Raw genomic sequence first — 24,575 nt, 5'->3', positions numbered from 1 at the left:
TCAATGACTCTTATATATCAATGAATAGTGGCTCAAATCCCTACGCCGGTACCAACCGGATCAGGTTCTACGGGTTTGCTCTCAGCGATGTTGTCCGACAACACTCGCACCCCGTTGAGATGACCGTATTGTAGAGGCTAAAGCAGTGACTGCAAAGCCTCATTAATATATCTGTCATATTTCTGACTATTTTTTCTGATTTATTGGCTGTGCTCACATTCCTGCTATCGTTTTATAAATAGGCGGGGATCCGCGTTCCAAAGGGGTGTTTCCTGACCGCCGGGATGCAATTCTAAATCCATTGGGTATAGAGGTTTACCGCTTGAGGGGAGTGTGAAACAATTAGCTATCTTTTCAAATTCGTTTTATCGAGAGGTAGTCTGGTGATCGATGATGATGGCTACCGCCCGAATGTAGGAATTGTAATTTGTAATCGTCAGGGGCAGGTTCTGTGGGCCCGCCGTTATGGACAGCATTCATGGCAGTTCCCCCAGGGAGGTATCAATCCGGGAGAATCGCCAGAGCAAGCGATGTATCGTGAGTTGTTCGAAGAAGTTGGTTTAAGTCGCAAAGATGTACGGGTTTTAGCCTCCACCCGTAGCTGGTTGCGTTACAAATTACCCAAACGTTTGGTGCGTTGGGATACAAAGCCCGTTTGTATAGGGCAAAAGCAACGCTGGTTTTTATTGCAGCTGCTTTGCAGTGAAAAAGAGATTAATGTGCAGCGCAGTAGTACACCAGAATTTGATGGTTGGCGGTGGGTGAGTTATTGGTACCCTGTCAGGCAGGTTGTTTCCTTTAAACGGGATGTGTATCGCCGTGTGATGAAAGAGTTTTCCTCCATCGTGATGCCAGTACAGGAATCAGCGCCACAACCCTACTCAGCCTATTATCGTCGTAGAAGAAGTTAGGTAATTGTTATGCTCATGCGCTTACGGGAAATTGTTGAAAAGGTTGCGATGGCAACGCATTTATCGGAAGCGCTTGAGCTGTTAGTTAATGAAACCTGCTTAGCAATGAACACGGATGTTTGTTCTATTTATCTGGCCGATCATCAGCGCCAGCGTTATTACCTGATGGCAACCCGGGGGTTGAAGAAGCCGGGAAAGCGCACAGTCAGCCTCTCCTTTGACGAAGGTGTTGTGGGTGAAGTCGGGCGCTTGTCAGAGTTAATCAACCTTGCTGATGTACGTGATCACCCCAGCTTCAAATATATTCCTCAGGTAAAAGAAGAAAATCTCCGGGCCTTTTTAGGTGTTCCGATCATCTACCGCCGCCAATTGCAGGGGATTCTGGTCGTTCAGCAAAATGAGCGGCGATCGTTTGATGAAAGTGAAGAGTCCTTTATGGTGACTCTTGCCATGCAATTGGCTGCGATCCTTGCTCAGGCTCAGGTTCGTGGATTATCAAGCCAGTATTGTCAGACCCACATCAAAGCACTGGCGGTCTCACAGGGTATTGCTATGGCTCAGGGCTGGCAGGATTGCTCCCAGCCATCACTTGAACAGGTATCTGAAGCGTTAACACTCGATTATCAGGCAGAACGTTCCCGCCTGACCCGTGCGCTTGAGCAGGCAACAGCAGAATGTCGCCGGATAAGTAAACGCTTTACCGCCAGCTCGCAGAAAGAAAGTGCTGCTATTTTTGATCTCTATTCCCACTTACTGAATGATCCGAAACTTAAACAGGATCTGTTTCACTCGGTTGATAATGGTTTTATTGCAGAGTGGGCGGTAAAAAGTGTTGTGGAGAAATATGCGGAACAATTTGCCAATCTTCAGGATGCCTATATGCGGGAAAGGGCTTCTGATCTACGGGCGCTCGGGCAGCGGTTACTCTTTCATCTGGACGATGATTTTACCGGCAATAGCCAGTGGCCAGAGCGTTTTATTCTGGTGGCAGATGAACTCAGCGCTAACTTACTGGCTGAAATCCCGCAGGATAAGCTGGTGGGTGTTATTGTGCGTGATGGGGCAACTCATTCACATTCTGCAATTTTAGTCAGGGCTATGGGAATACCGGCGATCATGGGCGCTGATATTCATCCTGAATTGCTGCATAACCGAATGTTAATTCTGGATGGTTATCGGGGAGAATTTTTCATTGATCCGGAGCCACTGGTTGTTCAGGAATACCGCCAGATCATAGAAGAAGAGCAGGTTCTCAGTAAACTGGCTGAAGGCGGGCAGCAACAAAAAGCCCGGCTTAAAAGTGGAGAGAGGGTACGGGTTCAACTTAATGCAGGGCTGAGCCTGAAATATGAGCAACAAATAGGCGATAGTATTGATGGCGTCGGGTTGTACCGAACTGAGATCCCTTTTATGCTGCACAGCGGTTTTCCATCAGAAGATGAACAGAGAAATCGCTATCAGGAAATGCTGACACTTTTCCCTGACAAATCAGTTGTGTTGAGAACACTGGATATTGGCGCTGACAAACATCTTCCGTATATGCCTATTAATGAAGAAAATCCTTGCCTTGGCTGGCGGGGAATTCGCATAACACTGGATCAGCCGGAAATATTTCTGATCCAGCTTAGGGCGATGTTGAAAGCGAATATATCGACCGGAAATCTGAAAATATTGTTGCCGATGGTAAGCTGTATTGAAGAGATTGATGAAGCCAAAAAACTGATCAACAGGGCAAAGACAGAAGTTGAAGAATCCGCTGGCATAACTATTGCGATGCCAAAAATTGGCGTCATGGTAGAAGTGCCCTCTCTGATCCTGCTGTTACCACAATTGAAGAAACGCGTTGATTTTATTTCTATTGGTACCAACGATTTAACCCAGTATTTACTTGCGGTGGATCGTAATAATACCCATGTTGCTTCTTTGTATGACAATCTTCATCCAGCAATGATTAAGGCCTTAAAACAGATTGTTGATGAAAGCCAGCGCATTGATTTACCCGTGAGTGTTTGTGGTGAAATGGCGGGTTTGCCGATGGGAGTGCTGATATTAGTCGGCCTTGGTTATCGTTGCCTGAGCATGAGCGGCCGGAGTATTCCGCGAATTAAATACCTATTACATCATTTAGATTCCGCAGAACTGAGTTATTTTATTCAGGAAATCCTGAAGGCAGAAACCACCCAACAGGTGAAAGAAATCTGTTCTGCTTTTATGGAAACCCACGGCCTTGGTGGGCTGGTGCGTGGTGGCATTTAGCCGCCCATGCTATTATTTACCATTGTTATTTAAGGTGATCGGTTATTTACGGTGATCTGTTATTTACAATGATCTGCCTTAGGGCATTCACACAACATTATTTTTAGTGGGGAACGATGAGCACTAGCTATCTGGCATTTCCTAATATTGATCCGGTCATATTCTCAATCGGGCCGGTATCACTTCACTGGTACGGTTTTATGTATTTGGTTGGTTTTGTTTTTGCCATGTGGCTGGCAAATCGTCGGGCAGCAAAACCAAATAGTGGCTGGGAGAAGAACGAAGTAGAAAACCTGCTGTATGCGGGGTTTGTCGGGGTATTCCTCGGCGGGCGTCTCGGGTATGTTCTGTTCTATAACCTCCCGGTGTTTATGGAAAACCCTCTGTATCTGTTTAAGGTCTGGGATGGCGGGATGTCTTTCCACGGCGGGCTGATCGGTGTTATTTGTGCAATGTGGTGGTTCTCTCGCAGGACTAAGCGCCACTTCCTACAAACCGCCGATTTTGTTGCTCCACTGGTTCCTTTTGGCTTAGGGATGGGGCGCATTGGTAACTTTATCAATGGCGAACTGTGGGGGCGTGTTACGCTTGATACACCGTGGGCAATGTTGTTCCCCGGCTCTCAAAGTGAAGACATCGCACTGGCAACTAAAGACCCTTCTTTATGGCCTATTCTGGAAAAATATGGTGTCCTGCCCCGTCACCCCTCACAACTGTATGAAATGGTACTGGAAGGCATCGTACTGTTTATCATCCTTAATTTATTTATCCGTAAGTCACGTCCGATGGGAAGCGTCTCAGGATTATTCCTGATCGGTTACGGTGCATTCCGCATCATCGTTGAGTTTTTCCGCCAGCCTGATGCGCAGCTCGGATTATTTGATGGGATCAGCATGGGTCAGATCCTTTCGATTCCAATGATTTTAGTCGGGATATTGATGATGATATGGGCCTATAAACGCCCCAGCAACAATAACACCGGCAACAATACGCGAAAAAATACGCAGAAAGACAAGGTACAAGAGGCAAAATGAAACAGTATCTGGATTTAATGAAAAAAGTGCTGGAAGAAGGCACAGCAAAAGATGACCGCACAGGCACAGGAACACTTTCGATCTTTGGTCATCAGATGCGTTTCAATTTGCAGGAGGGCTTTCCGCTGGTGACAACCAAGCGCTGCCATCTTCGTTCCATCATTCATGAACTGTTATGGTTTCTGAATGGTGATACTAATATCAAATACCTGCATGAAAATGGCGTCAGTATCTGGGACGAATGGGCTGATGAAAACGGAGATTTAGGGCCGGTTTATGGTAAGCAATGGCGCTCATGGGGAGCACCGGATGGTCGCCAGATTGATCAGCTGACCAACGTTATTGAACAGCTGAAAAGTGACCCGGACTCGCGTCGGATCATTGTTTCCGCCTGGAATGTCGGAGAACTGGATAAAATGGCACTGGCACCATGTCATGCTTTCTTCCAGTTCTATGTGGCAGATGGCAAACTGTCCTGCCAGCTTTACCAGCGTTCCTGTGATGTTTTCCTGGGGCTACCATTCAACATCGCGAGCTATGCGTTGTTGGTACATATGATGGCTCAGCAGTGTGACCTGGAAGTGGGTGATTTTGTTTGGACGGGTGGTGATACTCACCTTTATAACAACCACATGGAACAGACGAAACTTCAACTGAGCCGAGAACCGCGCGCATTGCCGAAACTGGTTATCAAGCGTAAGCCAGCATCGTTGTTCGATTATCGATTCGAAGACTTTGAAATCGAAGGCTACGACCCGCATCCGGGTATTAAAGCACCGGTTGCAATCTAATTCTGACTTAATTCAGTCAGTAAAAATAATTACCTATTTTTTCCGTCCCCATTTTGGGGATGGAAATATTCTTTTTCTATTTAGATATCTTCGGATAAGTAAATCGGTAAAGAAAAAAACAATTTAATAAATTATCATTTCTGGAAAACCTGAATACCCTTCACAGAAGAAATAAATTAACGAGAAAGTGACAAAGATATACCGAATGGATTTCAAGATGCATCACAGCCAATAAAGAGTGAGAGTTTTTGAAATGAAAAGTAAATCTATTGAAAAAAAAGTCGAAAGTTTTTCAGAGGATATATTTCACGCCTGCTCAATGAAAGTACCGTCAAGTAGTGAGAAAATACGATTGCAACACGGAAAGTATGGCGGAAGTTGTGTTTTTTTCAATCCGAATGGTACCGGTACCCGTTTTGGTTTAACTGACGGGATAAATGGCACAATGTATCTGGCGAGTGATCCCCTGACGGCAATGAAAGAAATATTTCAGGGGAAGCTGGGGATTCGGGAATCTGATCTGGAAAATTTCTATATTGGTATTGTTGTCATCGAAAAGGATCTGAGGCTCCTTGATACAACAAAATTAATAAAGAAAACCTCGTTGACACTCAACGATATGACCACATCATCACGGAAAACAACCCAATTACTGGCTAAAAAAGTCCATGTAGCCGGGCTGAATGGTATAAAATTTCCTTCTAATGTGACGACTGAAGAATGTTTTGCTCTATGGCATGATGTTCCCGATGGAACCGGGATTGCAGTCACTAAAGCACATTCTATACAGCGTCTTAGTGAATTTGAATATCAGGGGGAAGCTGTGGCAGATATTCTGGTAGAACAATTAGGAATTCCGGTAGAAGAAGGCTGATATTGAAATTTATAGAATATACAGACAGGCAGGGGAAAATTATCCCCTTTTCCTGATTATGCAGCATCCTGAGAGCCGTATAAGTGAACAAGATGATACAATTCCTGCATAACAGCATCAGATGCCCCCTCTTGTAATAACTGGGCAACGCTAAATTCTTTTCCTTCTGGAAATACGCCATTCAATGCGGTATTGCACTTCTCCATAAAGAACGAATATTGCAGACGATCACTAAACCCTCTCTCTTTCAGTAAAGGCAGTAATTGACTAATTCCTTTTAATACACCTTTATTAGAAATCTTGCTGTTATCAGTAAACTGAAATACTGGAAAATAAAATTCCCCATCAATATTTAGTGCTAACAGTTTTCCTGCATCTTTCCAATTTTTAACGGTCACTTTCGATACACCTAATTGCTTGGCAGTTTCTGCGGATGAAAGCACCCCGCCATCTTTTTTCAGAGTTTCCATGAAAATGAGTTTGCTTTTTAAGCGGCGTAATAGCGTTTTCTTTTCAGGAGTAATTTCTTCTATTGCCATCGCCTTAGTTGTGCTGGCCAGAACTTCAAACATGAATTCAACATCACTCTTTCCCAATATACGTTTATCGATATGGGCCTGACCTGAGGTAAATGCTTTTCTTATGATGTCAGAAACAGTTGCAATGCGGTCTATCACTACATCAGTGTCGTTGTAATCACGAGCTGGGACATAAGTGCTCATTTGATACTCCTTATGTAAGTTGCATCTTGAAATATGCAGGGCATAGCTATTTTATTAACGATTTTATATTTAGCATAGTATATGAAATCATTAATTTGAGCAAATTTTAATCAGCTCTGCCATTGATGAAACTGTTCGGAAATGGGTTTACTCACATCCCAGATGTACGATGATTCCAAAATCTCTTGGTAATATTATCGAGCAGGCTCGCACATAAAATGTAACCCCGCAATATACTGATTTCTTTCCTCAAATCCTCTCGCATAAATAGAAACTGACGCTTTTACTCTCTTTCGGATTGAAGATATTTTGCCTGTCGGAATCAATCGCTGCATAGGCTGAATACTGATGGGTAATAAACAAAATGGATTCACGCTATTAGAACTATTGGTAGCAATGGTTTTAGTTTCTATGAGTCTGCTTTGGGGGCTGTATAGCTGGGGAAATTATCAGAACAGCCTGCACTTACAATCGGCAACGCAGAATGTACTGTCGTTTATGGAAAGGCAGCAGGCTCTGGCTAATTATCAGAATCAGGAACGGACATTATGGCTGGTGGCCGGTCCGCCCTGGTGTCTGGTTTCATCAGTCACTAAAAGCAGTGATTGCCATGAAGGTGAGGGCGAACGGATTATTTCCCCCCATAATGATGTGTTTCTGGCATCAGCAACCAGCCATCGAATTGATTTTTATGGTATCCGGAATACCGCAATGCCAGCCAGCTTTACGCTGGCAAATGCTGCCGGAGAAATCAGTGTTGTGATCTCAGGACGGGGCAGGATCAGAACATGTAGTAATAATCTAAATCAGCTGCCTGATTGTGAGGGAATAAAAAACCTATGAGCTGGGCTATTGGCTATTGCAGGCAAAAACAGTCAGGTTTTTCCCTGCTGGAAGTGTTAGTGGCCATGTTGGTTGGTAGTGTCATTTTTATTGCGATGGCAAAAACCTATCCGGTTTTATCGAGTCAGATACTCGATCTTTATCGCCAGTATCGTCTTCATTATCTGGTCAACCGAGTGGCACATATGATGGAAAAAGATCTCCGGCGAGCGGGTTATTGTCTGGACAGAAAGCAATGTAAAGGGGAACCGCTGGTGATCCAAAATAAACAGGCTGAATCTACAAACTCCTGCTTTATTACCGCTTTTGATCTTAATTTAAATAATCGCTGGGAAGAACCTGAACATGCAGCCTCTGAATTCTTCGGTTATCGGCTAAATAATCGCATTCTCGAATGGAAAAGAGGGGCAATAAACTGTCAGGACAATGGCTGGGAACGGCTTTTTTATCCCAAAGAGGTGAATATTGATAAGTTTCACCTTGAACAATCGCGGTCACCGCATGGAGTAATATTTATCACGTTATCCATCAAGGCCAGCTGGGTGAAATCTCCTTCTATTACTCATCATCACCGCACCACAATCCGGTTGCGTAATATCAGGAAATAACTCGGTGAAGCAACACAGGCATTCAAGATGCGAACAGCAAAGCGGAAATGCCTTATTGATCTCTATTCTTATGATGCTGACATTAAGTTTGATGACGCTGAAAGCACTTCATTATCAACAGGAAAACGCCATGTTAATGATGTTCGATGAACAACGGTATCTGAATGCTTTTCAACATGCTGAATCATCTCTGGCGTGGGGAAAAGTCCAGTTATGGCCGCTTGAGTCGCAGAAACTGGAAAACTGGTACTGTTTACAAAAGCCCGGCTCTTATCTGAAAAGCTGTCTCCGGCGCTTTGAGGGCAATCTTTTTCTATTAAAGGGAACAGCGCAGTTTTCCGCAGGAGAAAAGCTAGAATTTTATCAATGGATGAAACAGATGAAACACTTAAACCGGGATACACTTATTCCTATTGAAAGTGGCTGGCTGGATTTTTGCCCTGTGACTCAGGCTGCTTTTTGTTTATGAATGTTGTTTATGAAAATAGTTTATGAAAATAGTCCCGATAAACCCGAGAAATAACCGACAGAGTGGCATAAGTTTGCCGGAGGTTATGGTGGCATCGGTGGTGTTCGCTATCTCCCTGTTAGGTTTGATGCGTTACCATCAGGCGCTGTCATCAAATTTCCAGCAGTATTGGCTGCAACTTCAGGCAGTAAAGCTGGCACATGAACAATTGGAACGATATGAACCATCAGAAGGTAAACCTCAGCGGGATAAAACAGCCCCACAACAAGGGTGGGAAACTGAGTTTCAGCAGGAATTTGAATTATCGGGGTGCTACCGGATAACGGTGAAGGTGACAAAAGGCTATAATCCTTCAGGTAAATTAGAACGCTGGTTTTGTGCAGGTGGGAGTATTGATGTTTACAGTTTATCATTCAAATCAACTTGATCTTCTGAAGGAGTTGATGACGAGATTTATTGGGGAAAACCCTCTCGCCAACCCATTTGACAAAGAAGTGATTCTGGTTCAAAGCCCCGGTATGTCGCAGTGGCTACAAATTCAGCTGGCTGAAAGACTGGGGATTGCGGCAAATATCGAGTTTCCACTGCCGGCAACGTTTATCTGGCAGATGTTCACCGTGGTATTACCTGACGTTCCTAAAGAAAGTGCATTCAGCAAAGATGCTATGAAATGGAAACTGATGACACTTCTGCCTGATTTGTTAACAGAACCGGAATTTATAGCGCTCAGGCATTATCTTGATCAGGATAACGATAAACGCAAAATTCACCAATTGGCTGGCAGGGTAGCTGACCTGTTTGACCAGTATCTGGTTTATCGTCCGCAATGGCTGGAAAGCTGGGAAAAAGGGCAACTTGTTGAAGGACTGAGTGCCAGTCAGGAGTGGCAAAAACGGCTATGGGTTGCACTGAACGAATATACCCTTCAATTGCAGCAGCCTATGTGGCATCGTGCCAACTTATATAGCCGGTTTATTTCAACGCTGGAAGAGGGTAATTTTCCACGGGAAAAACTGCCTTCACGGGTTTTTATCTGTGGCATATCCTCCCTGCCACCCACTTATATGCAGGTAATTAAGGCGCTGGGGCAACAGATTGATATCCACCTGATGTTTACCAATCCGTGCCAATATTATTGGGGGGATATTCAGAGTTATACATTTCTCGCCAGACTGAACAGCCGTAAACCTAAACATTATCGTACTCAGCAATATCTGGAGCGGTTCCGGGATCCGGATAATGCTCCTTCTCTTTTCAACGAAGAAGGTGAACAGGAACTGAGTAATCCGTTACTGGCCTCATGGGGAAAACTGGGCCGAGATAATCTTTATCTGCTGTCACAGCTGGAGCCAGATGCTGATATTCATGGCTTTGTTGAACAGGCGCCGGGCTGCCTTTTACATCAGATTCAGCGTGATATTCTGGACCTTGAAGATCATGCCCAGATTGGCTCCACAGAAAACACATTCAGCAATAGCCTGAAAAAACGTCCGATCGATCGAAAAGATCGCTCCGTGTCTTTTCACTCATGTCATAGCCCACAAAGAGAAGTCGAGGTTTTGCAGGATTATATCCTGCGCCTGTTAGATGAAAATCCTTCTCTGACGCCACGGGATATTATTGTGATGATGGCGGATATCGACAGTTATACGCCTTATATTCAGGCTGTATTCGGTAATGCCCCGAGTGAACGTTATATTCCTTTTGCTATCTCTGACCGTAAAGCCCGTCAGGCACATCCGGTATTACAGGCTTTCATTACTCTGCTGGATTTACCCCAAAGCCGTTTTACCGCCGAGCAGGTATTGGCATTATTGGAAGTTCCGGCACTGGCGGGTAAATTTTCAATTCAGGAAGAAGGGCTGCGTTTATTACGTCGTTGGGTAAAAGAATCCGGGATCTGTTGGGGGCTGGACGATGACAATATTGAAGCGCTGTCCCTGCCTGCTACAGGGCAGAATACCTGGCATTTTGGCCTGACACGTATGCTATTGGGTTATGCGATGGATAGCCATGCCGGGCCGTGGAATGATGTTTTACCTTATGATGAATCCAGCGGATTGGCCGCAGAACTGGCAGGGCAACTGGCTGAATTTCTGATGGAGCTTAACCGCTGGCGCAAGATCCTGAGTGAAGAACAGCCTCTGGCGGACTGGCTCGGTATTTGTCCGCAATTGCTGGAAACCTTTTTTATTGCGGATAATGAAACAGAGTTGGTGTTGGCACTGATTACCCAGCAATGGCAGAAAGTGGTAGAAAATGGCCTGTATGCGCATTATGACCAAAAAATACCGCTGGTATTGTTACGTGATGAACTGGCACTTCGTTTTGATGATGAAAAGATAAGCCAGCGTTTTCTGGCGGGATCACTGAATTTCTGTACCCTGATGCCAATGCGTTCTGTTCCTTTTAAAGTTGTTTGTCTGCTGGGAATGAATGATGGGGTTTATCCGCGAACTATTCCGCCATTGGGTTTCGATCTTATGGCAGAAAAAAGCCAGAGAGGTGATCGGAAACGGCGTGATGATGACCGCTATCTGTTTCTGGAAGCCTTGATCTCAGCAGAAGAATGTCTTTATGTCAGCTATATTGGTAAATCAATCCGCGATGATAAAGAGTGCAATCCCTCCGTACTGGTAAATGAACTGCTGGATTATATTTGCCAGAGTTGCCGCTTGCCGGAAGATGAGATGCTGAATGTGGATGACAGCGCAAAAAGGATCAGAAACCATTTATTGCTCCAGCATACCCGTGTCCCTTTTGCGATAGAAAATTTTCAGCCTGAACATGAACAACAAAGTTATGCGGCAGAATGGCTGCCAGCGGCCAGTTTGCAGGGTGTTTCCCCGGTTTATTTTGGTCAGCCATTAGATTGTGACACCAGCGAAATAAAAGAGGTATCACTGGATGAGCTGGTGCGGTTCTATCGCCATCCGGTCAGGGCATTCTTCCAGCAAACACTTAAAGTCCATTTTGTTATTGAAGAAACGGAGCTGCCTGAAGAAGAACCCTTTGTATTGGATCACCTGCAACGTTATCAATTCAACCAACTATTGCTCAATATCCTGATTGAGCAGGAACAGCCTGAATCGTTATTTTATCACCTGCGTGCCTCTGGCGGGCTGCCACATGGCGCATTTGGGGAAGTTTACTGGCTTAATCAGTTGGAAGCGATGCAATTACTGGCAGATAAGATCCGTGAAGAGAGAGTGGAGAGTTCTGTTATTGAGCTATGCTATGAGTTGGATACTGTCACGTTGACCGGAAAAGTGAATAAAGTTCAACCGGATGGAATTTTATGTTGGCGTCCGGCGAACTTAACTGCCAATGATGGTATCCAATTATGGATTGAACACCTTGCCTATTGTCTTTCTGGAGGAGACGGCGAAAGCCGCATATATGGAAGAGAAAACAGTGCATGGCGTTTTTCATCATTATCGATTAACGAGGCCAGAGATTATCTGAATCATCTGGTTGCTGGTTATTTTCAGGGAATGACAGAACCTCTTCCCCTATTTTGCCGGAGTGGTTGGGCATGGCTTGAGGCCTGTTATGACAGGGAAAACCAGCAGATCGATTTTAGTGAAGAAGCTCAGCAAAAAGCAGAGAGTAAATTAATGCTGCAATGGCTGGGAACACAAGGAAAAAATGGTGAAATTAACGATGCATATACTCAAAGGGCATTCAGGCAGGTAGATCAATCGTTTTGGGTTCGTATGAAACACGAGGTACAGAGTTATTTGTTACCTATGGCGCACCATCTGAAAAAGACATAACAGGCAATAGGGAGAATATTAGGTAATGCCTAAACATGTTATTCGCATCATGACGATGCTTTTTTTATTTTTCTGGGAAGTCACCGTATATGCCAAACCGTCTTGGCTGACGTTACCGGAAACGATTCATAAAAGTGAACGTGACTCACGTGAATATCGCGCTATCCAACTGCAAAATGGGATGACAGTCCTGCTGGTTTCAGATGAAAAAGCGGTTAAGTCCCTGGCGGCTGTAGCACTTCCTGTCGGCCATATGGAGAACCCGGATAATCAGCTAGGGCTGGCCCATTATCTGGAACATATGGTGCTGATGGGATCTAAACGCTACCCTCAGCCGGGCGGTTTTGCCGAGTTTTTGCAGAAAAACGGAGGAAGCCGTAATGCCAGCACTTCATCTAACAGAACCGCTTTTTATCTGGAAGTTGATAATGGGGCTTTAGCAGAGGCGACAGATCGTATGGCTGATGCACTGGCCGAGCCTTTGCTGGATCCGGTCAATGCAGATCGTGAGCGTAGTGCCGTTGATAACGAGATGACCATTGCCCGTGCAGGTGAAGGGCATCGAATCTGGCAGATCCGTTCAGAAACGCTTAATCCGGCTCACCCTAACGCCCGTTTTGCTGGTGGTAATCTGGAAACACTGAAAGATAAACCAGACAGTAATCTACAGACGGCACTTGTGGATTTTTATCAGCGCTACTATTCAGCCAACCTAATGAAAGGGGTGCTGTATGGAAAACAGCCTATAGACAAACTGGCTCAAATTGCCGCAGAGACTTTTGGCCGTATTCCTAATCGGAATGCTTCTGTGCCTGCTATTACAGCCCCGGCGATAACGGAGAAGGAAAAAGGCATCATTATCCATTATGTGCCATCCAAACCGTACAAATCATTGCAACTGGAGTTCAGTATTCCTAATGAAATTGCGAATTTTCGTAGTAAAACCGAGGGTTACATTAGCTATCTGATTGAAAACCGCAGTGAAAATACTTTATCTGATTGGTTACTGAAACAAGGATTAGCCGAAGGGATCAGCGCCAGTGCTAACCCAAATGTTGATGGTAATTCGGGTTCATTCAGTATTTATGTCGAATTGACCGACAAAGGCCTTCAGCAGCGTGATCAGGTTATTGCTGCCATCTTTTCTTACATTAACTTGTTGAAGCAGAAAGGTATTCAACAGAGTTATTTTGATGAAATGGTTAAGGTATTCAATTTGTCATTCAAGTACGCATCAATCGTACGGGATATGAACTATATTGAGTCGTTAGCCGATATGATGCTGATAGTGCCGGTTTCCCATGTGCTGGATGCCCCCTATCTTGCTGATAAATATAATCCTGAGGCCATTCTCAGACGATTGGATCAACTGACACCTGAAAATGCCCGCATCTGGTTTACCAGCCCGGAAGAGCCACACAACAAAGAAGCTTATTTTGTTCAGGCACCGTATCAGGTTAATAAAATCAGCCCAAAACAGCTCGCGGAATGGCAAAAACTTGAAAAAGGAATGTCATTTTCTTTACCGGAACTGAACCCTTATATTCCTGATAACTTAACTCTGATTAAAGCATCAGGTAGCCAGAAACATCCCCGAATGATTCTGGAACAGCCTAACGTGCGTTTGCTTTATATGCCGAGCCAATATTTTGCGGATGAACCGAAAGCAAACATCGTGCTGGAGCTACGCAATGCTGATGGTATGAAGAGTGCTAAAGAACAGGTAACCTACTCACTGTTATCTTATCTATCTGATCTTGCACTTAATCAACTTGGCTATCAGGCATCAGTTGCTGGTATGGGAACTTCAGTCGGGTATGCGGATGGTCTGCAAATAGGAGTATATGGTTATACTCAGCATTTACCTGAATTATTAACTTCTACCATTAGCCAGTACATGGCATTTACGCCAACTCAGACTGAACTGCAACAAGCTAAGTCCTGGTATCGTAACCAACTGGAAATCGCGAATGAAGGCAAAGCTTATGAAATGGCAATGCAGCCTGTTTCCCGCTTATCCGGTGTGCCTTATATCGAACAGGCTGAACTTCTGAAATCACTGGATGGCGTCAGCATTGATGATGTTATTAAATACCGTCAGAAGATGATCCAACGTGCGGCTTTACAAGCGATGATCTTTGGTAATTTAACTGAAAAGCAAAGCATTGATATTATTAACTCTGCACATAAACAGCTCGGGAATCAGGGAACAGAGTGGTGGAGTGGTGAGCATATCGAATTGGATCGCAATTATGCGGTGAATTTCGAAGGTACTGCCAGCAGCACCGATAATGCGTTGGCTGAGATTTATATTCCAACGGGATATGATCGCAATACTGGTGCTGTCTATTCCAATCTACTGAGTAGCATTTTATCTCCGTGGTTCTATGATCAATTAAGAACAACAGAACAGCTGGGTTATGCAGTTTTCGCTTTTAATACAAGGGTTGGAGAGCAGTGGGGGCTGGGATTCCTGTTGCAGAGTAACAGCAAACAGCCGGATTATCTGCACCAGCGATACCTGAGCTTCTATCAGCAGGCTGAAAAGAAATTACAGGCGATGCCCGATGCTGAATTTGAGCAGTATAAAATGTCATTACTCACGGAAATGCGTCAGCCACCACAAACATTTTCTGGAGAAGCCTCCCGTTACAGTCATGACTTTGGTCGTAATAACTTCAGTTTTGATACCAGAGAAAAATTACTGACTTCTCTTGAAAAAGTGACTAAAGCACAATTGATGGAGTTTTACGATAAAGCGGTCATGAAACGTCAGGGACTGGCACTTATTTCACAGATTACCGGGAAGAAAGGCTCACTTCATCAATATGCGCAGTTGAAAGGTTGGAAAACTTATCCGAATGTATCCACCTTCCAGAAAAAACTACCGGTTAAGGTGAATGCTCAGTGAGCACAGAAATACTCAGTAACATAACGTCTCATAAACTTAACCCATTAACATTGCCGCTGCATGGTCAGCGGCTAATTGAGGCTTCAGCAGGAACAGGAAAGACCTATACAATAGGTTTACTCTACCTGCGTCTGTTACTCGGACTGGGCGGCGATGCTGCCTTTTTCCGTCCTCTTAATGTTGAAGAGATCCTGGTTGTAACTTTTACCGAAGCTGCAACAGATGAATTACGTGGTCGTATCCGTGAAAATATTCACCAGCTACGGCTGGCATGTATTCGGCAGGATAACGACGTGAGTGATCCGGTTTATCAGCAATTGCTGGCTGAGATCCCTGACAGGCAAAGTGCCGCCGCTTGGTTACTGGCTGCTGAACGTCAGATGGACGAAGCGGCAATCTACACGATCCACGGTTTTTGCCAGCGAATGTTGGTGCACAACGCGTTTGAATCCGGTGTATTGTTTGAGCAGACACTGATTCAGGATGAACATCCTCTGCGTAAGCAGGGGTGTGCAGATTTCTGGCGACGTCACTGTTACCCCTTATCACTTTCAATGGCGACGGTGATTAGTCAGGAATGGAGTGGGCCGGAGGCTCTGCTGATGGATGTTTTAGCCCATTTGCAGGGGGACATGCCTTATATCGTTAATGCACCGGATGAGAATGAAACCTTAGTCAGACGCCATGAAAAGATAATTTCCCTGATCGACGGAGTAAAACAGCAGTGGAATGAAGCAATACCGGATTTACAGGCGCTGATTGATAATTCAGGAGTGGATAAACGCAGTTATAGTAAGAAGTATTTGCCTAACTGGCTAAATAGCGTTTCTGAATGGGCAAAATCACCAACCAGAGATTATCAGCTTCCTAAGGAACTGGATAAATTCTGCCAGTCAAGGCTGGAAGAAAAGACCAAAAAGGGCGAGATTCCCCGTCACTCTGTATTTGCTGCTATTGATGATTTATATCAGCAACCGCTGACTCTGCGCGACATTATCCTCTCTAAAGCGATTGTTGAAATACGCCAGTCCGTTAATCAGGAAAAGCTGATGCGTGGGTATATGGGGTTTGATGACCTGCTGACGCGATTAGACATTGCCCTGAAACGGGAAGGAGCAGAGCAGCTGGCGGAGACGATCAGGCAGCGCTATCCCGTTGCCATGATTGATGAGTTTCAGGATACCGACCCGCAACAATACCGGATCTTTCAGGCTATCTATCGTAATCAGTCGGAAAATGGCCTGTTGTTCATTGGTGACCCTAAACAAGCTATTTATGCGTTTCGTGGCGCGGATATTTTCACTTATATCCGGGCGCGTTCTCAGGTCAGTGCCCATTACACGCTGGAAACTAACTGGCGTTCTTCCGCACCGATGGTACAGGCCGTTAATACGCTGTTTTCTCATACTGAGAAGCCGTTCCTGTTTGACCAGATCCCGTTTATTCATGTCAATTCGGCAGAAAAAAACCATAACCTGAAATTCCTGCTTAATGGTCAGGAACAGACGGCCTTACAGTTTTGGCTTCAGTCTGTAGAAGGCGTTTCAAAGGGTGAATATGAAAAGGGAATGGCAAAACTGTGTGCCGCCCAAATCAGAGACTGGTTGCAGGCAGGGCAAAATGGTGATGCCTTTTTGCAACAAAATGAAAAAAGCCGCCCGGTTACTGCGGCGGATATTACGGTACTGGTGCGCAATCGCCGTGAAGCAGCCCTGATCCGTGATGAATTGAATGAATTACAAATCCAGTCGGTCTTTCTTTCCAATCGTGAAAGCGTGTTTGATACGCCGGAAGCGAAAGATTTGCTCTGGCTTTTACAGGCGGTGTTAGCACCGGAAAAAGAACGTGTACTGAGAAGTGCATTAGCCAGTAGTTTATTCGGTCTGAGTGCCCGCCAAATCGATGCGCTGAACCATGATGAAAATACATGGGATAAGCTGGTGGATGAGTTCGATGGTTACGCGCGTCTGTGGCGTTCACGTGGTGTTTTGCCGATGCTGCGGGCTGTCATGGGGAAATACCAGATTGCAGAAAACCTGCTGGCAGGCTATGAAGGTGAGCGTCGTCTGACTGATATCATGCACATCGGTGAATTGTTGCAGGAAGAATCGTTACAACTGGATAGTGAACACGCAGTCGTTCGCTGGCTGGCACAACAGATTTCCCGCCCTGACCCACAGTCAGAAAGCCAGCAAATGCGTTTGGAAAGTGATAAGCATCTGGTTCAGATCTGCACTATTCATAAATCAAAGGGGCTGGAGTACCCGTTGGTCTGGCTGCCTTTTATTTGCAGTTTCAGGAAGCAGGAACAGGCCATTTATCATGACCGTCAGAATTTTGATACCCATTTCAGTATGTTTCAGGATAGTGAGAAGCTGGAATTAGCGGATGAAGAACGTCTGGCTGAAGATTTACGTTTGCTTTATGTGGCCCTGACGCGCTCGGTATATCACTGTAGTGTCGGTGTTGCTCCGCTGATTGTCGGTAATAGGAAAAAAAATGGAGATACGGATTTGCACTTTTCTGCGCTTGGTTATTTGGTGCAGAAAGGGGAAAAAGGCGATGCTGAATTACTGCTGCGTAGCCTAGATGAACTCCGGGATGACAATATTCAGGTGACACAGCCAGAAAATTTCGGCGATGAACAGTGGGATCCACAACGGGAAAATACGCTGTCTCTGGTTGCCAGAAAATTCCGGCGTTTCATCCGGGATGACTGGAGAGTGACCAGTTACTCCGGCTTACAAAACTCGTCTGCACATTCATCTTCCCAGCTCCATACCAGCGCATTCGGTGAATCGGTGGAAGTGATTGTGCAATCCATTGCACCGAAACTGGATATTGATGTCAGCGGTGAAAAACAGGCTGAACCTTCATTGCTGATGACACCACACACTTTTCCCCGTGGAGCAACAGCGGGTACTTTTTTGCATTCTATTCTGGAAGATCTGGATTTCAGTTCCCAGCCGGGTCAGCGCTGGCTGGAAGAAAAACTGTCAACAGCAGGGTTTGATGAAAGCTGGGCACCAGTTTTGCAACAATGGATGACAGATATTCAGACGGCAGAATTGAATGAGCAGGGTATGCGCCTTGCGGATATTCCGCGCCATCATCAACAAAACGAGATGCAGTTTTATCTGCCTGTTGATCAGTTGCTGCATTCTAATGCGCTGGATGCGGTGACCCATCGTTATGATCCATTGTCAGCACAGTGCACACCATTATCTTTTCATCAGGTGAAAGGCATGTTGAAAGGGTTTATTGATTTGGTGTTTTGCTGGCAGGGTAAGTTTTACGTGGTGGATTATAAATCAAACTGGCTGGGAGAAAGCAGCGGTTCATATACTCAGGAAGCAATGGCCACCGCTATGATAGAGCATCGGTATGATTTACAGTATCAGCTCTATACACTGGCCTTACATCGTTATCTGCGTCACCGGCTGGTGAACTATGATTATCGGCAACATTTTGGTGGAGTGATATACCTTTTTCTGCGTGGCATCGATAATAATAATCCGGAGCATGGTATTTATCGCTATCTGCCGCCGGTTGAGTTTGTTGATGAACTGGATGCGCTTTTCAGCGCGGCTGGTGAGGAAGAGAAGGTATGAGTGCAGTTATATGAATGTAATGATGTCATTATTGCAGCAGGCCGTGGCCCAGAAACTACTGCGCCCATTGGATGTGCAGTTTGCCTATGCGATGGTTGAAGATGAAAACCCATTGCTGTTATTAATTACCGCCTATTTGAGTGCGGAAGCGGGGGCCGGTCATGTTTGTCTGCCCTTAGAGCGCGTTACTCCTGAACATTTATTTGAAGGGCGCAACCCTGAACTGGTGGCATCACTCTGGTCTTTGGCAGGCGAACCTTCCCGGCAACAGATTATTTCTGCATTGCAGGCCTGCCCTGCCATTGGAGACGGGCAATCTCCTACTCCGATCATACTTTCCCGCCGTGGGCTTTCTGATTATCGCCTTTACTTACAGCGTATGTGGCAGAGTGAGTGTCAGGTAGCGGCATTTTTTGCTGATGTGGCATTGGCGGACGATATTGATGAAAAACAGTTACGCAGCATCTTAGATGAGTTATTTGGCGTTATTGATAAAGATCTGGCTGGCGAAGAGGCTACTGACTGGCAGAAAGTGGCCGCTGCGGTTGCTGTGACCAGCCGTATCTCCGTTATCTCTGGCGGCCCCGGAACAGGGAAAACAACGACGGTAGCAAAACTACTGGCTGCGCTAATTAAATTGAATGAGGGGCAACAATTAAGTATTCAGCTAGCTGCTCCGACGGGGAAAGCGGCGGCCAGACTGACAGAATCGCTCAGCGAAGCTGTAAGTAAGCTTGCTTGGACGGATGAACAGCGACGGAGTATTCCTGATCAGGCGCAAACCATTCATCGTCTATTGGGAGCACAGCCGGAAAGCCAGAAACTTCGTTACCACCGGGGTAATCCGCTTTCTCTGGATATTCTAATCATAGATGAAGCTTCTATGGTGGATTTACCGATGATGGCCCGCCTGATTGAAGCCTTGCCAGCAAAAGCAAAAGTCATTTTTCTGGGTGATAAGGATCAGTTGGCATCCGTGGAGGCGGGGGCTGTTTTAGGGGATATCTGTCGCTTTGCTGAACAGGGTTACAGTGCGGCACGTGCAGCACAGTTGTCCCGGTTAACCGGCTGCCAGTTATCGTCATATTCAGAGTCTGAACCGGAAAATGCAGCGCTGGCAGTGCGTGATAGCTTATGCCTGCTGCGTAAAAGTTATCGTTTTAATTCCGCATCCGGTATCGGGCAACTGGCCTCAGCAGTCAATCAGGGGAATAGCAGGCGTGTTTCCACGGTACTGAAACAACCTTTGTCTGATGTGTACTTTAACACTCTGGCTGATGATGAAGATTATCAGCGATTACTGACTGAAACTGCTGAAGGTTATCAACGATATTTGACTCTGGTAAAAGAAAGGGCGTCTGAAAAGGAGATTCTGGCCGAATTTAACCGTTTCAGATTACTCAGTGCATTAAGGGACGGGCCATTTGGTGTCAGTGGGTTGAATCAGAGAGTGGAGCAGTTATTGCATAGTAAAGGGATGGTTGTTTTACCGAGATATACAGGTAATCGGCACAGCTACATCAAAAAAGAATACGCAGAAAAAGAAAACCGGGGCTATGTCGGTCGGCCGATTATGATCCTACGTAATGACAGCACATTGGGGCTGTTTAACGGGGATATTGGCATTATGCTGAAGGATCAGAATGATGAGCTGAAAGCCTATTTTCAGTTATCTGACGGGCAGATAAAGCCTTTCCAACCGAGTCGATTGCCTCTGCATGAGACAGCATATGTAATGACAGTACATAAATCACAGGGCTCTGAGTTTGAGCACACGGCATTAGTGCTGCCGACTCAGTTTTCTCCTGTTGTCAGCCGGGAGCTGGTCTATACAGCGTTAACCCGTGCCCGTGAAAAACTGACTATTTATGCGCATAAAGCAGTTCTGGTTAAAGCGGTAGCGACACCCACTCAAAGGCGGAGTGGGCTGGCCGAATGGTTTAAAACCTAACCTCTTTTTTAATGGATTTTCAGGTCTAACATCAGGATCTTGGAGCGGCGCTGGTAATTGTACAGCGCCTGTTTTTCCACCGGTAACATCGTAATCTCTGCGGGTTCAAAGCCTTTCTCCTGAAACCAGTGAATGCTTTGTGTGGTCAGAACAAATAATTTTTCCAGCCCGCTCTGTCGGGCCTGATTAATGATTGCACCCAATAAAACTTCACCGCGCGCAGAGTTCTGATAATCCGGATGTACAGCAACACAGGCCATTTCACCGATTTTCTCTTCAGGATAGGAATAGAGTGCTGCACAGGCGATAGTGATATTATCGAGTTCTATCAGGGTGAATTTATCGATTTCCATTTCCAGCTGTTCACGTGAACGGCGAACCAGAATTCCCTTTTGCTCCAGTGGGCGGATCAGCTCAAGGATGCCACCAATATCATTGATATTAGCCCGGCGGATCTGTTCGGATCGCTCCATGACAATCTGGGTGCCGATGCCTTCGCGGGAGAATAATTCCTGAATGAGTGAGCCATTCTCCTGATAACTGAGCAGATGACTGCGCCGAACGCCACGGCGGCAGGCTTTAATGGCTCCACGCAGGAAACGTACTGTCCCGGAGGCGTAATCACCGGCGTTTTCCAGATTATTCAGCCGTGTTTCTCCTTCATTGGGGAACATTTCTGATAAGGTATGCCCTTCAGTGTCAGTGACCCCTTGTGATGAACAGAACCCTATCAATTTTTCGGCTTTCAGTTTAATTGCCAGTTGTGCAGCAATTTCTTCCGTTGTCAGATTAAAACTTTCACCGGTAACGGAAACAGCAACAGGCCCAATCAGTACAATGGAGTTATTATCTAACTGCTGATTTATGGCTTCATCATCAATCCGACGAATTCTTCCGCTGTGGTAATAATCGATACCGTCATCAATACCTAAAGGCTGAGCAATAATAAAATTTCCGCTCACGACATTAATATGAGCGCCTTGTAGTGGTGTATTACTGAGGCTCATAGAAAGGCGGGCGGTAATATCAAGTTGTAGTAAGCCTGCGGCCTGTTTAACCAAATCCAGTGTTCGGGCATCGGTTACCCGGGTGTACTTGTGATAAACCGGCTGGCAATGATGTTCTGTGAGATTTTGATCGATTTGCGGTCGGGCACCATACACGACAACCAGACGAATGCCGAGACTATGCAGCAAACCGATGTCATTAACGATATTCGGGAAGTTTTCATGGGCGATAGCTTCACCACCCAGCATAACGACAAAAGTTTTGTTGCGATGTGCATTGATATACGGAACCGAATGCCGGAAGATTTCGACCAATTCGGTACTACTTTCTTTCATGAAGCTCCCCTTTATTGCATTTTTATTCGTGTTTTTTATATTTTTATTCATCGAGAGAAAAATGGCAAGAGTGAGTACGGATTAAAAGAATACTATTATTTCTATGAGTATTAAGCTATTGACGGAACAGGAAATGCTTTTTTTGATGACAGTTTGGTTGTAATTAATTAGAGTTTCCCACCTGACTGTCTTTTGCTTTTTAACAAAAGTTACTGTTTGATTGTTTTAAATGGAATAAATAATGAGTCATTCAGACCATAATTCTTCGCGTCGTCGTTTACTAAAAGGTGCAGCGGCTCTGTGGCTATTAAGTATCAGCCCCGTAGGGCGCGCTGCTGCATCAAAAGTGATTGCTGTCCGTATCTGGCCGGCATCAAGTTATACCCGCGTGACGCTGGAGTCTAATATTCCTCTTAAATACCGTCAGTTTTCACTTGTGAATCCAAACCGCATTGTTATTGATTTACAAGGAGTTCAGCTTAATAGTGTGCTTAGCAGTATGGGCGCGAAGATTCAGAAAAATGATCCTTATCTGAAACTGATACGAGCCGGGCAATTTGATCCTAAAACGGTGCGTCTGGTATTTGAAATTAAACAACCTGTTTCGCCGCATATTTTTACTTTGCCGCCGGTTGCGGAATTTAAACATCGTCTGGTGTTGGATCTCTATCCAAAAGCAGCAAAAGTTGATGACGATCCGTTACTGGCTCTGTTGGAAGAGTACAACAGCGGGAATCTGGAAAAGCATATGCCGGCAAAGAGGAAAAAAGCTGGCAAGGCAGGAAAAGACAGGCCGGTTGTGATAATGCTTGATCCGGGCCACGGCGGTGAAGATCCGGGCGCTATCGGCAAGCATAAAACCCGTGAGAAAGATGTTGTTTTACAAATTGCCCGTCGCTTGCAGGCTCTCATTAAACGTCAGCCGGGGATGAAAGTATATATGACCCGCAATGAAGACGTTTTTATTCCATTGACTGTCAGGGTTGCAAAAGCACGTAAGATGCAGGCAGACCTGTTTGTCTCCATCCATGCGGATGCTTTTACTAATCGTACGATTCGGGGATCTTCTGTATTTGCGCTCTCGACCAAAGGAGCCACTAGTAATATGGCTCGTTTTCTGGCTCAGACTCAGAATGAAGCTGATCTGATTGGTGGAGTCAGTAAAAGTGGTGACAAGTATCTGGATCATACCATGCTGGATCTGGTTCAGACCGCGACGATCAATGACAGTCTGAAATTCGGGGATGAAGTCCTGACACGAATGGGGAAAGTGAATAAGCTGCATAAGAACAGTGTCGATCAGGCTGGATTTGCCGTATTAAAAGCACCAGAAATACCGTCCATTCTGGTTGAAACGGCTTTTATCAGTAATCCGGAAGAAGAAAAAAAGCTACGTACTGCAAAATTTCAGCAGCAAATAGCGGAGTCTATTTTTTCGGGGATTAAAGCCTACTTTAAAAATGGGGCAGAATTAGCACGAAGGTGAAATATTTCCCCCAAAAAAATTAGAGTTTTTTATCTAGCATATTAGATCCCGGTTAATCTCAGTATATTGTGTTAATGGAGCTATTTAACTGAAATAAAGCAATTAAGGGTTTAAATCATGACGCGATTTTACTTGGTTTTGGCTATCTTAGGTGCAGTAATCCCGTGGTATTTTGTTTTCCTGTTTTTAGCCGAAAACGGTTTAAACGTATCTTTGTTTATACAGCTTTTATTGGGAAATGATGCCTCTCGCTTCTTTGTGGCTGATGTCGTTGTTTCAGCTATCGTGTTAGTTTTCTTTGTTGTTTATGAAAGCAGGCGCCTGAAAATGCCAAATGGCATTTATTCCCTGTTAGGTTTGTGTATTGGTGTATCATTCGCATTACCATTATTTCTCTATATGAGAGCAAGGCATATGGAAAAAGCGGTAAATTTTGCTGAAAAAGAGGAAAATTACAGGAATGAGTGAGCTAGTTGGAAATCTAAAAAGGAAGAAATAAAGATGTGAATCTGAGAATTGGTTGCGGGGGCCGGATTTGAACCGACGACCTTCGGGTTATGAGCCCGACGAGCTACCAGGCTGCTCCACCCCGCGTCCGTCTAACTGCTTGCAAATGCTGAATTGTCTCGATAAACATGATATCGAATTGGTTGCGGGGGCCGGATTTGAACCGACGACCTTCGGGTTATGAGCCCGACGAGCTACCAGGCTGCTCCACCCCGCGTCCGTCTAACTACTGCAAATGCTAAATTGTCTCGATAAATATGATATCGAATTGGTTGCGGGGGCCGGATTTGAACCGACGACCTTCGGGTTATGAGCCCGACGAGCTACCAGGCTGCTCCACCCCGCGTCCGATGTGGGCACACTATACTCTGGATCCTTTCCGTTGCAAGCTTTTTTGTTGATATTTACCAATTTTGTTTGCTTATGGGTTAAAAACGAAGCGCCCTGTTTTATTTTTGTTCACTTGTGATTTAAGTAGCATA

17 protein-coding genes, 3 tRNA genes and 1 riboswitch are annotated in these 24,575 nt (G+C 45.2%); of the genes, 15 read left to right on the top strand and 5 right to left on the bottom strand.

The features are described from left to right. Positions 1-19: 19 nt before the first annotated feature. Positions 20-124: riboswitch (TPP riboswitch) on the bottom strand. A 259-nt stretch (positions 125-383) separates the two neighbouring features. The 5 genes from rppH (at position 384) to AACS90_RS01975 (ending at position 5,866) form a co-directional block, all read left to right on the top strand. Beyond that, positions 384-911 carry an RNA pyrophosphohydrolase gene (gene rppH, locus AACS90_RS01995; protein WP_099108954.1) on the top strand — a complete coding sequence of 176 codons (528 nt, stop codon included), beginning with the start codon at positions 384-386 and terminating at the stop codon, positions 909-911. A 9-nt stretch (positions 912-920) separates the two neighbouring features. Next, positions 921-3,167 (top strand): phosphoenolpyruvate--protein phosphotransferase, encoded by a 2,247-nt coding sequence (gene ptsP / locus AACS90_RS01990; protein ID WP_099120143.1) that lies wholly within the window; start codon positions 921-923, stop codon positions 3,165-3,167. A gap of 116 nt (positions 3,168-3,283) precedes the next feature. Further along, a complete protein-coding gene (gene lgt / locus AACS90_RS01985) occupies positions 3,284-4,201 on the top strand; it encodes a prolipoprotein diacylglyceryl transferase (protein WP_228863003.1) in 918 nt (305 codons plus the stop codon). Next, positions 4,198-4,992 (top strand): thymidylate synthase, encoded by a 795-nt coding sequence (gene thyA, locus AACS90_RS01980; protein WP_099120142.1) that lies wholly within the window; start codon positions 4,198-4,200, stop codon positions 4,990-4,992. Before lgt ends, thyA begins: the two co-directional genes overlap by 4 nt. A 253-nt stretch (positions 4,993-5,245) precedes the next feature. After that, complete coding sequence (locus tag AACS90_RS01975; RefSeq protein ID WP_099120141.1) at positions 5,246-5,866, top strand: RES family NAD+ phosphorylase; 621 nt, start codon at positions 5,246-5,248, stop codon at positions 5,864-5,866. Positions 5,867-5,922: 56 nt separating this feature from the next. Here AACS90_RS01975 and AACS90_RS01970 read toward each other — a convergent pair whose 3' ends face one another. Then, complete coding sequence (locus AACS90_RS01970) at positions 5,923-6,588, bottom strand: helix-turn-helix domain-containing protein (protein WP_099120140.1); 666 nt, start codon at positions 6,586-6,588, stop codon at positions 5,923-5,925. Positions 6,589-6,936: 348 nt separating this feature from the next. On the opposite strand from AACS90_RS01970, the gene AACS90_RS01965 reads away from it, so the two are divergent. From AACS90_RS01965 to recD, 8 genes are read left to right on the top strand one after another with little or no spacing between them, the layout of a single operon-like run. Continuing rightward, on the top strand, positions 6,937-7,431 hold the full coding sequence (locus tag AACS90_RS01965; RefSeq protein WP_099120139.1) for a prepilin peptidase-dependent protein: 495 nt from the start codon (positions 6,937-6,939) through the stop codon (positions 7,429-7,431). Further along, positions 7,428-8,039 carry a prepilin peptidase-dependent protein gene (locus AACS90_RS01960; RefSeq protein ID WP_099120138.1) on the top strand — a complete coding sequence of 204 codons (612 nt, stop codon included), beginning with the start codon at positions 7,428-7,430 and terminating at the stop codon, positions 8,037-8,039. Before AACS90_RS01965 ends, AACS90_RS01960 begins: the two co-directional genes overlap by 4 nt. A gap of 4 nt (positions 8,040-8,043) precedes the next feature. Then, positions 8,044-8,508 carry a YgdB family protein gene (locus AACS90_RS01955; RefSeq protein ID WP_241538154.1) on the top strand — a complete coding sequence of 155 codons (465 nt, stop codon included), beginning with the start codon at positions 8,044-8,046 and terminating at the stop codon, positions 8,506-8,508. Positions 8,509-8,530: 22 nt separating this feature from the next. Continuing rightward, the gene (locus AACS90_RS01950; RefSeq protein WP_099120137.1) at positions 8,531-8,935 is read left to right on the top strand and encodes a prepilin-type N-terminal cleavage/methylation domain-containing protein; all 405 of its coding nucleotides are present in this window, start codon (positions 8,531-8,533) and stop codon (positions 8,933-8,935) included. After that, positions 8,904-12,284, top strand: coding sequence for an exodeoxyribonuclease V subunit gamma (gene recC, locus AACS90_RS01945; protein ID WP_099120136.1), 3,381 nt, complete (start codon positions 8,904-8,906; stop codon positions 12,282-12,284). Before AACS90_RS01950 ends, recC begins: the two co-directional genes overlap by 32 nt. 25 nt (positions 12,285-12,309) lie before the next feature. Continuing rightward, positions 12,310-15,195, top strand: a complete 2,886-nt coding sequence (gene ptrA, locus AACS90_RS01940) for a pitrilysin (protein ID WP_099120135.1) — start codon at positions 12,310-12,312, stop codon at positions 15,193-15,195. After that, the gene (gene recB / locus AACS90_RS01935; RefSeq protein ID WP_099120134.1) at positions 15,192-18,806 is read left to right on the top strand and encodes an exodeoxyribonuclease V subunit beta; all 3,615 of its coding nucleotides are present in this window, start codon (positions 15,192-15,194) and stop codon (positions 18,804-18,806) included. Before ptrA ends, recB begins: the two co-directional genes overlap by 4 nt. A gap of 19 nt (positions 18,807-18,825) precedes the next feature. Continuing rightward, positions 18,826-20,757, top strand: a complete 1,932-nt coding sequence (gene recD / locus AACS90_RS01930) for an exodeoxyribonuclease V subunit alpha (RefSeq protein WP_193757111.1) — start codon at positions 18,826-18,828, stop codon at positions 20,755-20,757. 8 nt (positions 20,758-20,765) lie between these two features. Here recD and argA read toward each other — a convergent pair whose 3' ends face one another. After that, on the bottom strand, positions 20,766-22,100 hold the full coding sequence (gene argA, locus AACS90_RS01925; RefSeq protein WP_099120132.1) for an amino-acid N-acetyltransferase: 1,335 nt from the start codon (positions 22,098-22,100) through the stop codon (positions 20,766-20,768). A 241-nt stretch (positions 22,101-22,341) separates the two neighbouring features. Here argA and amiC point away from each other — a divergent pair, with 241 nt between their 5' ends. Both amiC and AACS90_RS01915 read left to right on the top strand, forming a co-directional pair. Continuing rightward, on the top strand, positions 22,342-23,586 hold the full coding sequence (gene amiC / locus AACS90_RS01920) for an N-acetylmuramoyl-L-alanine amidase AmiC (RefSeq protein ID WP_099120131.1): 1,245 nt from the start codon (positions 22,342-22,344) through the stop codon (positions 23,584-23,586). A gap of 117 nt (positions 23,587-23,703) precedes the next feature. After that, positions 23,704-24,054, top strand: coding sequence for a DUF2834 domain-containing protein (locus tag AACS90_RS01915; protein WP_099120130.1), 351 nt, complete (start codon positions 23,704-23,706; stop codon positions 24,052-24,054). Positions 24,055-24,103: 49 nt separating this feature from the next. On the opposite strand, the gene AACS90_RS01910 is transcribed toward AACS90_RS01915, so the two are convergent. From AACS90_RS01910 to AACS90_RS01900, 3 genes are all read right to left on the bottom strand, one after another. Beyond that, positions 24,104-24,180: transfer RNA gene (locus AACS90_RS01910), tRNA-Met, on the bottom strand. A 53-nt stretch (positions 24,181-24,233) separates the two neighbouring features. Next, positions 24,234-24,310: transfer RNA gene (locus AACS90_RS01905), tRNA-Met, on the bottom strand. Between the two features lie 52 nt (positions 24,311-24,362). Next, positions 24,363-24,439, bottom strand: a tRNA-Met gene (locus AACS90_RS01900). Between the last annotated feature and the right edge of the window lie 136 nt (positions 24,440-24,575).

It is taken from the genome of Xenorhabdus sp. KK7.4 (genome assembly GCF_963876465.1).
Classification (GTDB): domain Bacteria; phylum Pseudomonadota; class Gammaproteobacteria; order Enterobacterales; family Enterobacteriaceae; genus Xenorhabdus; species Xenorhabdus stockiae.
This window is presented reverse-complemented; position numbering and strand designations above follow the sequence as displayed.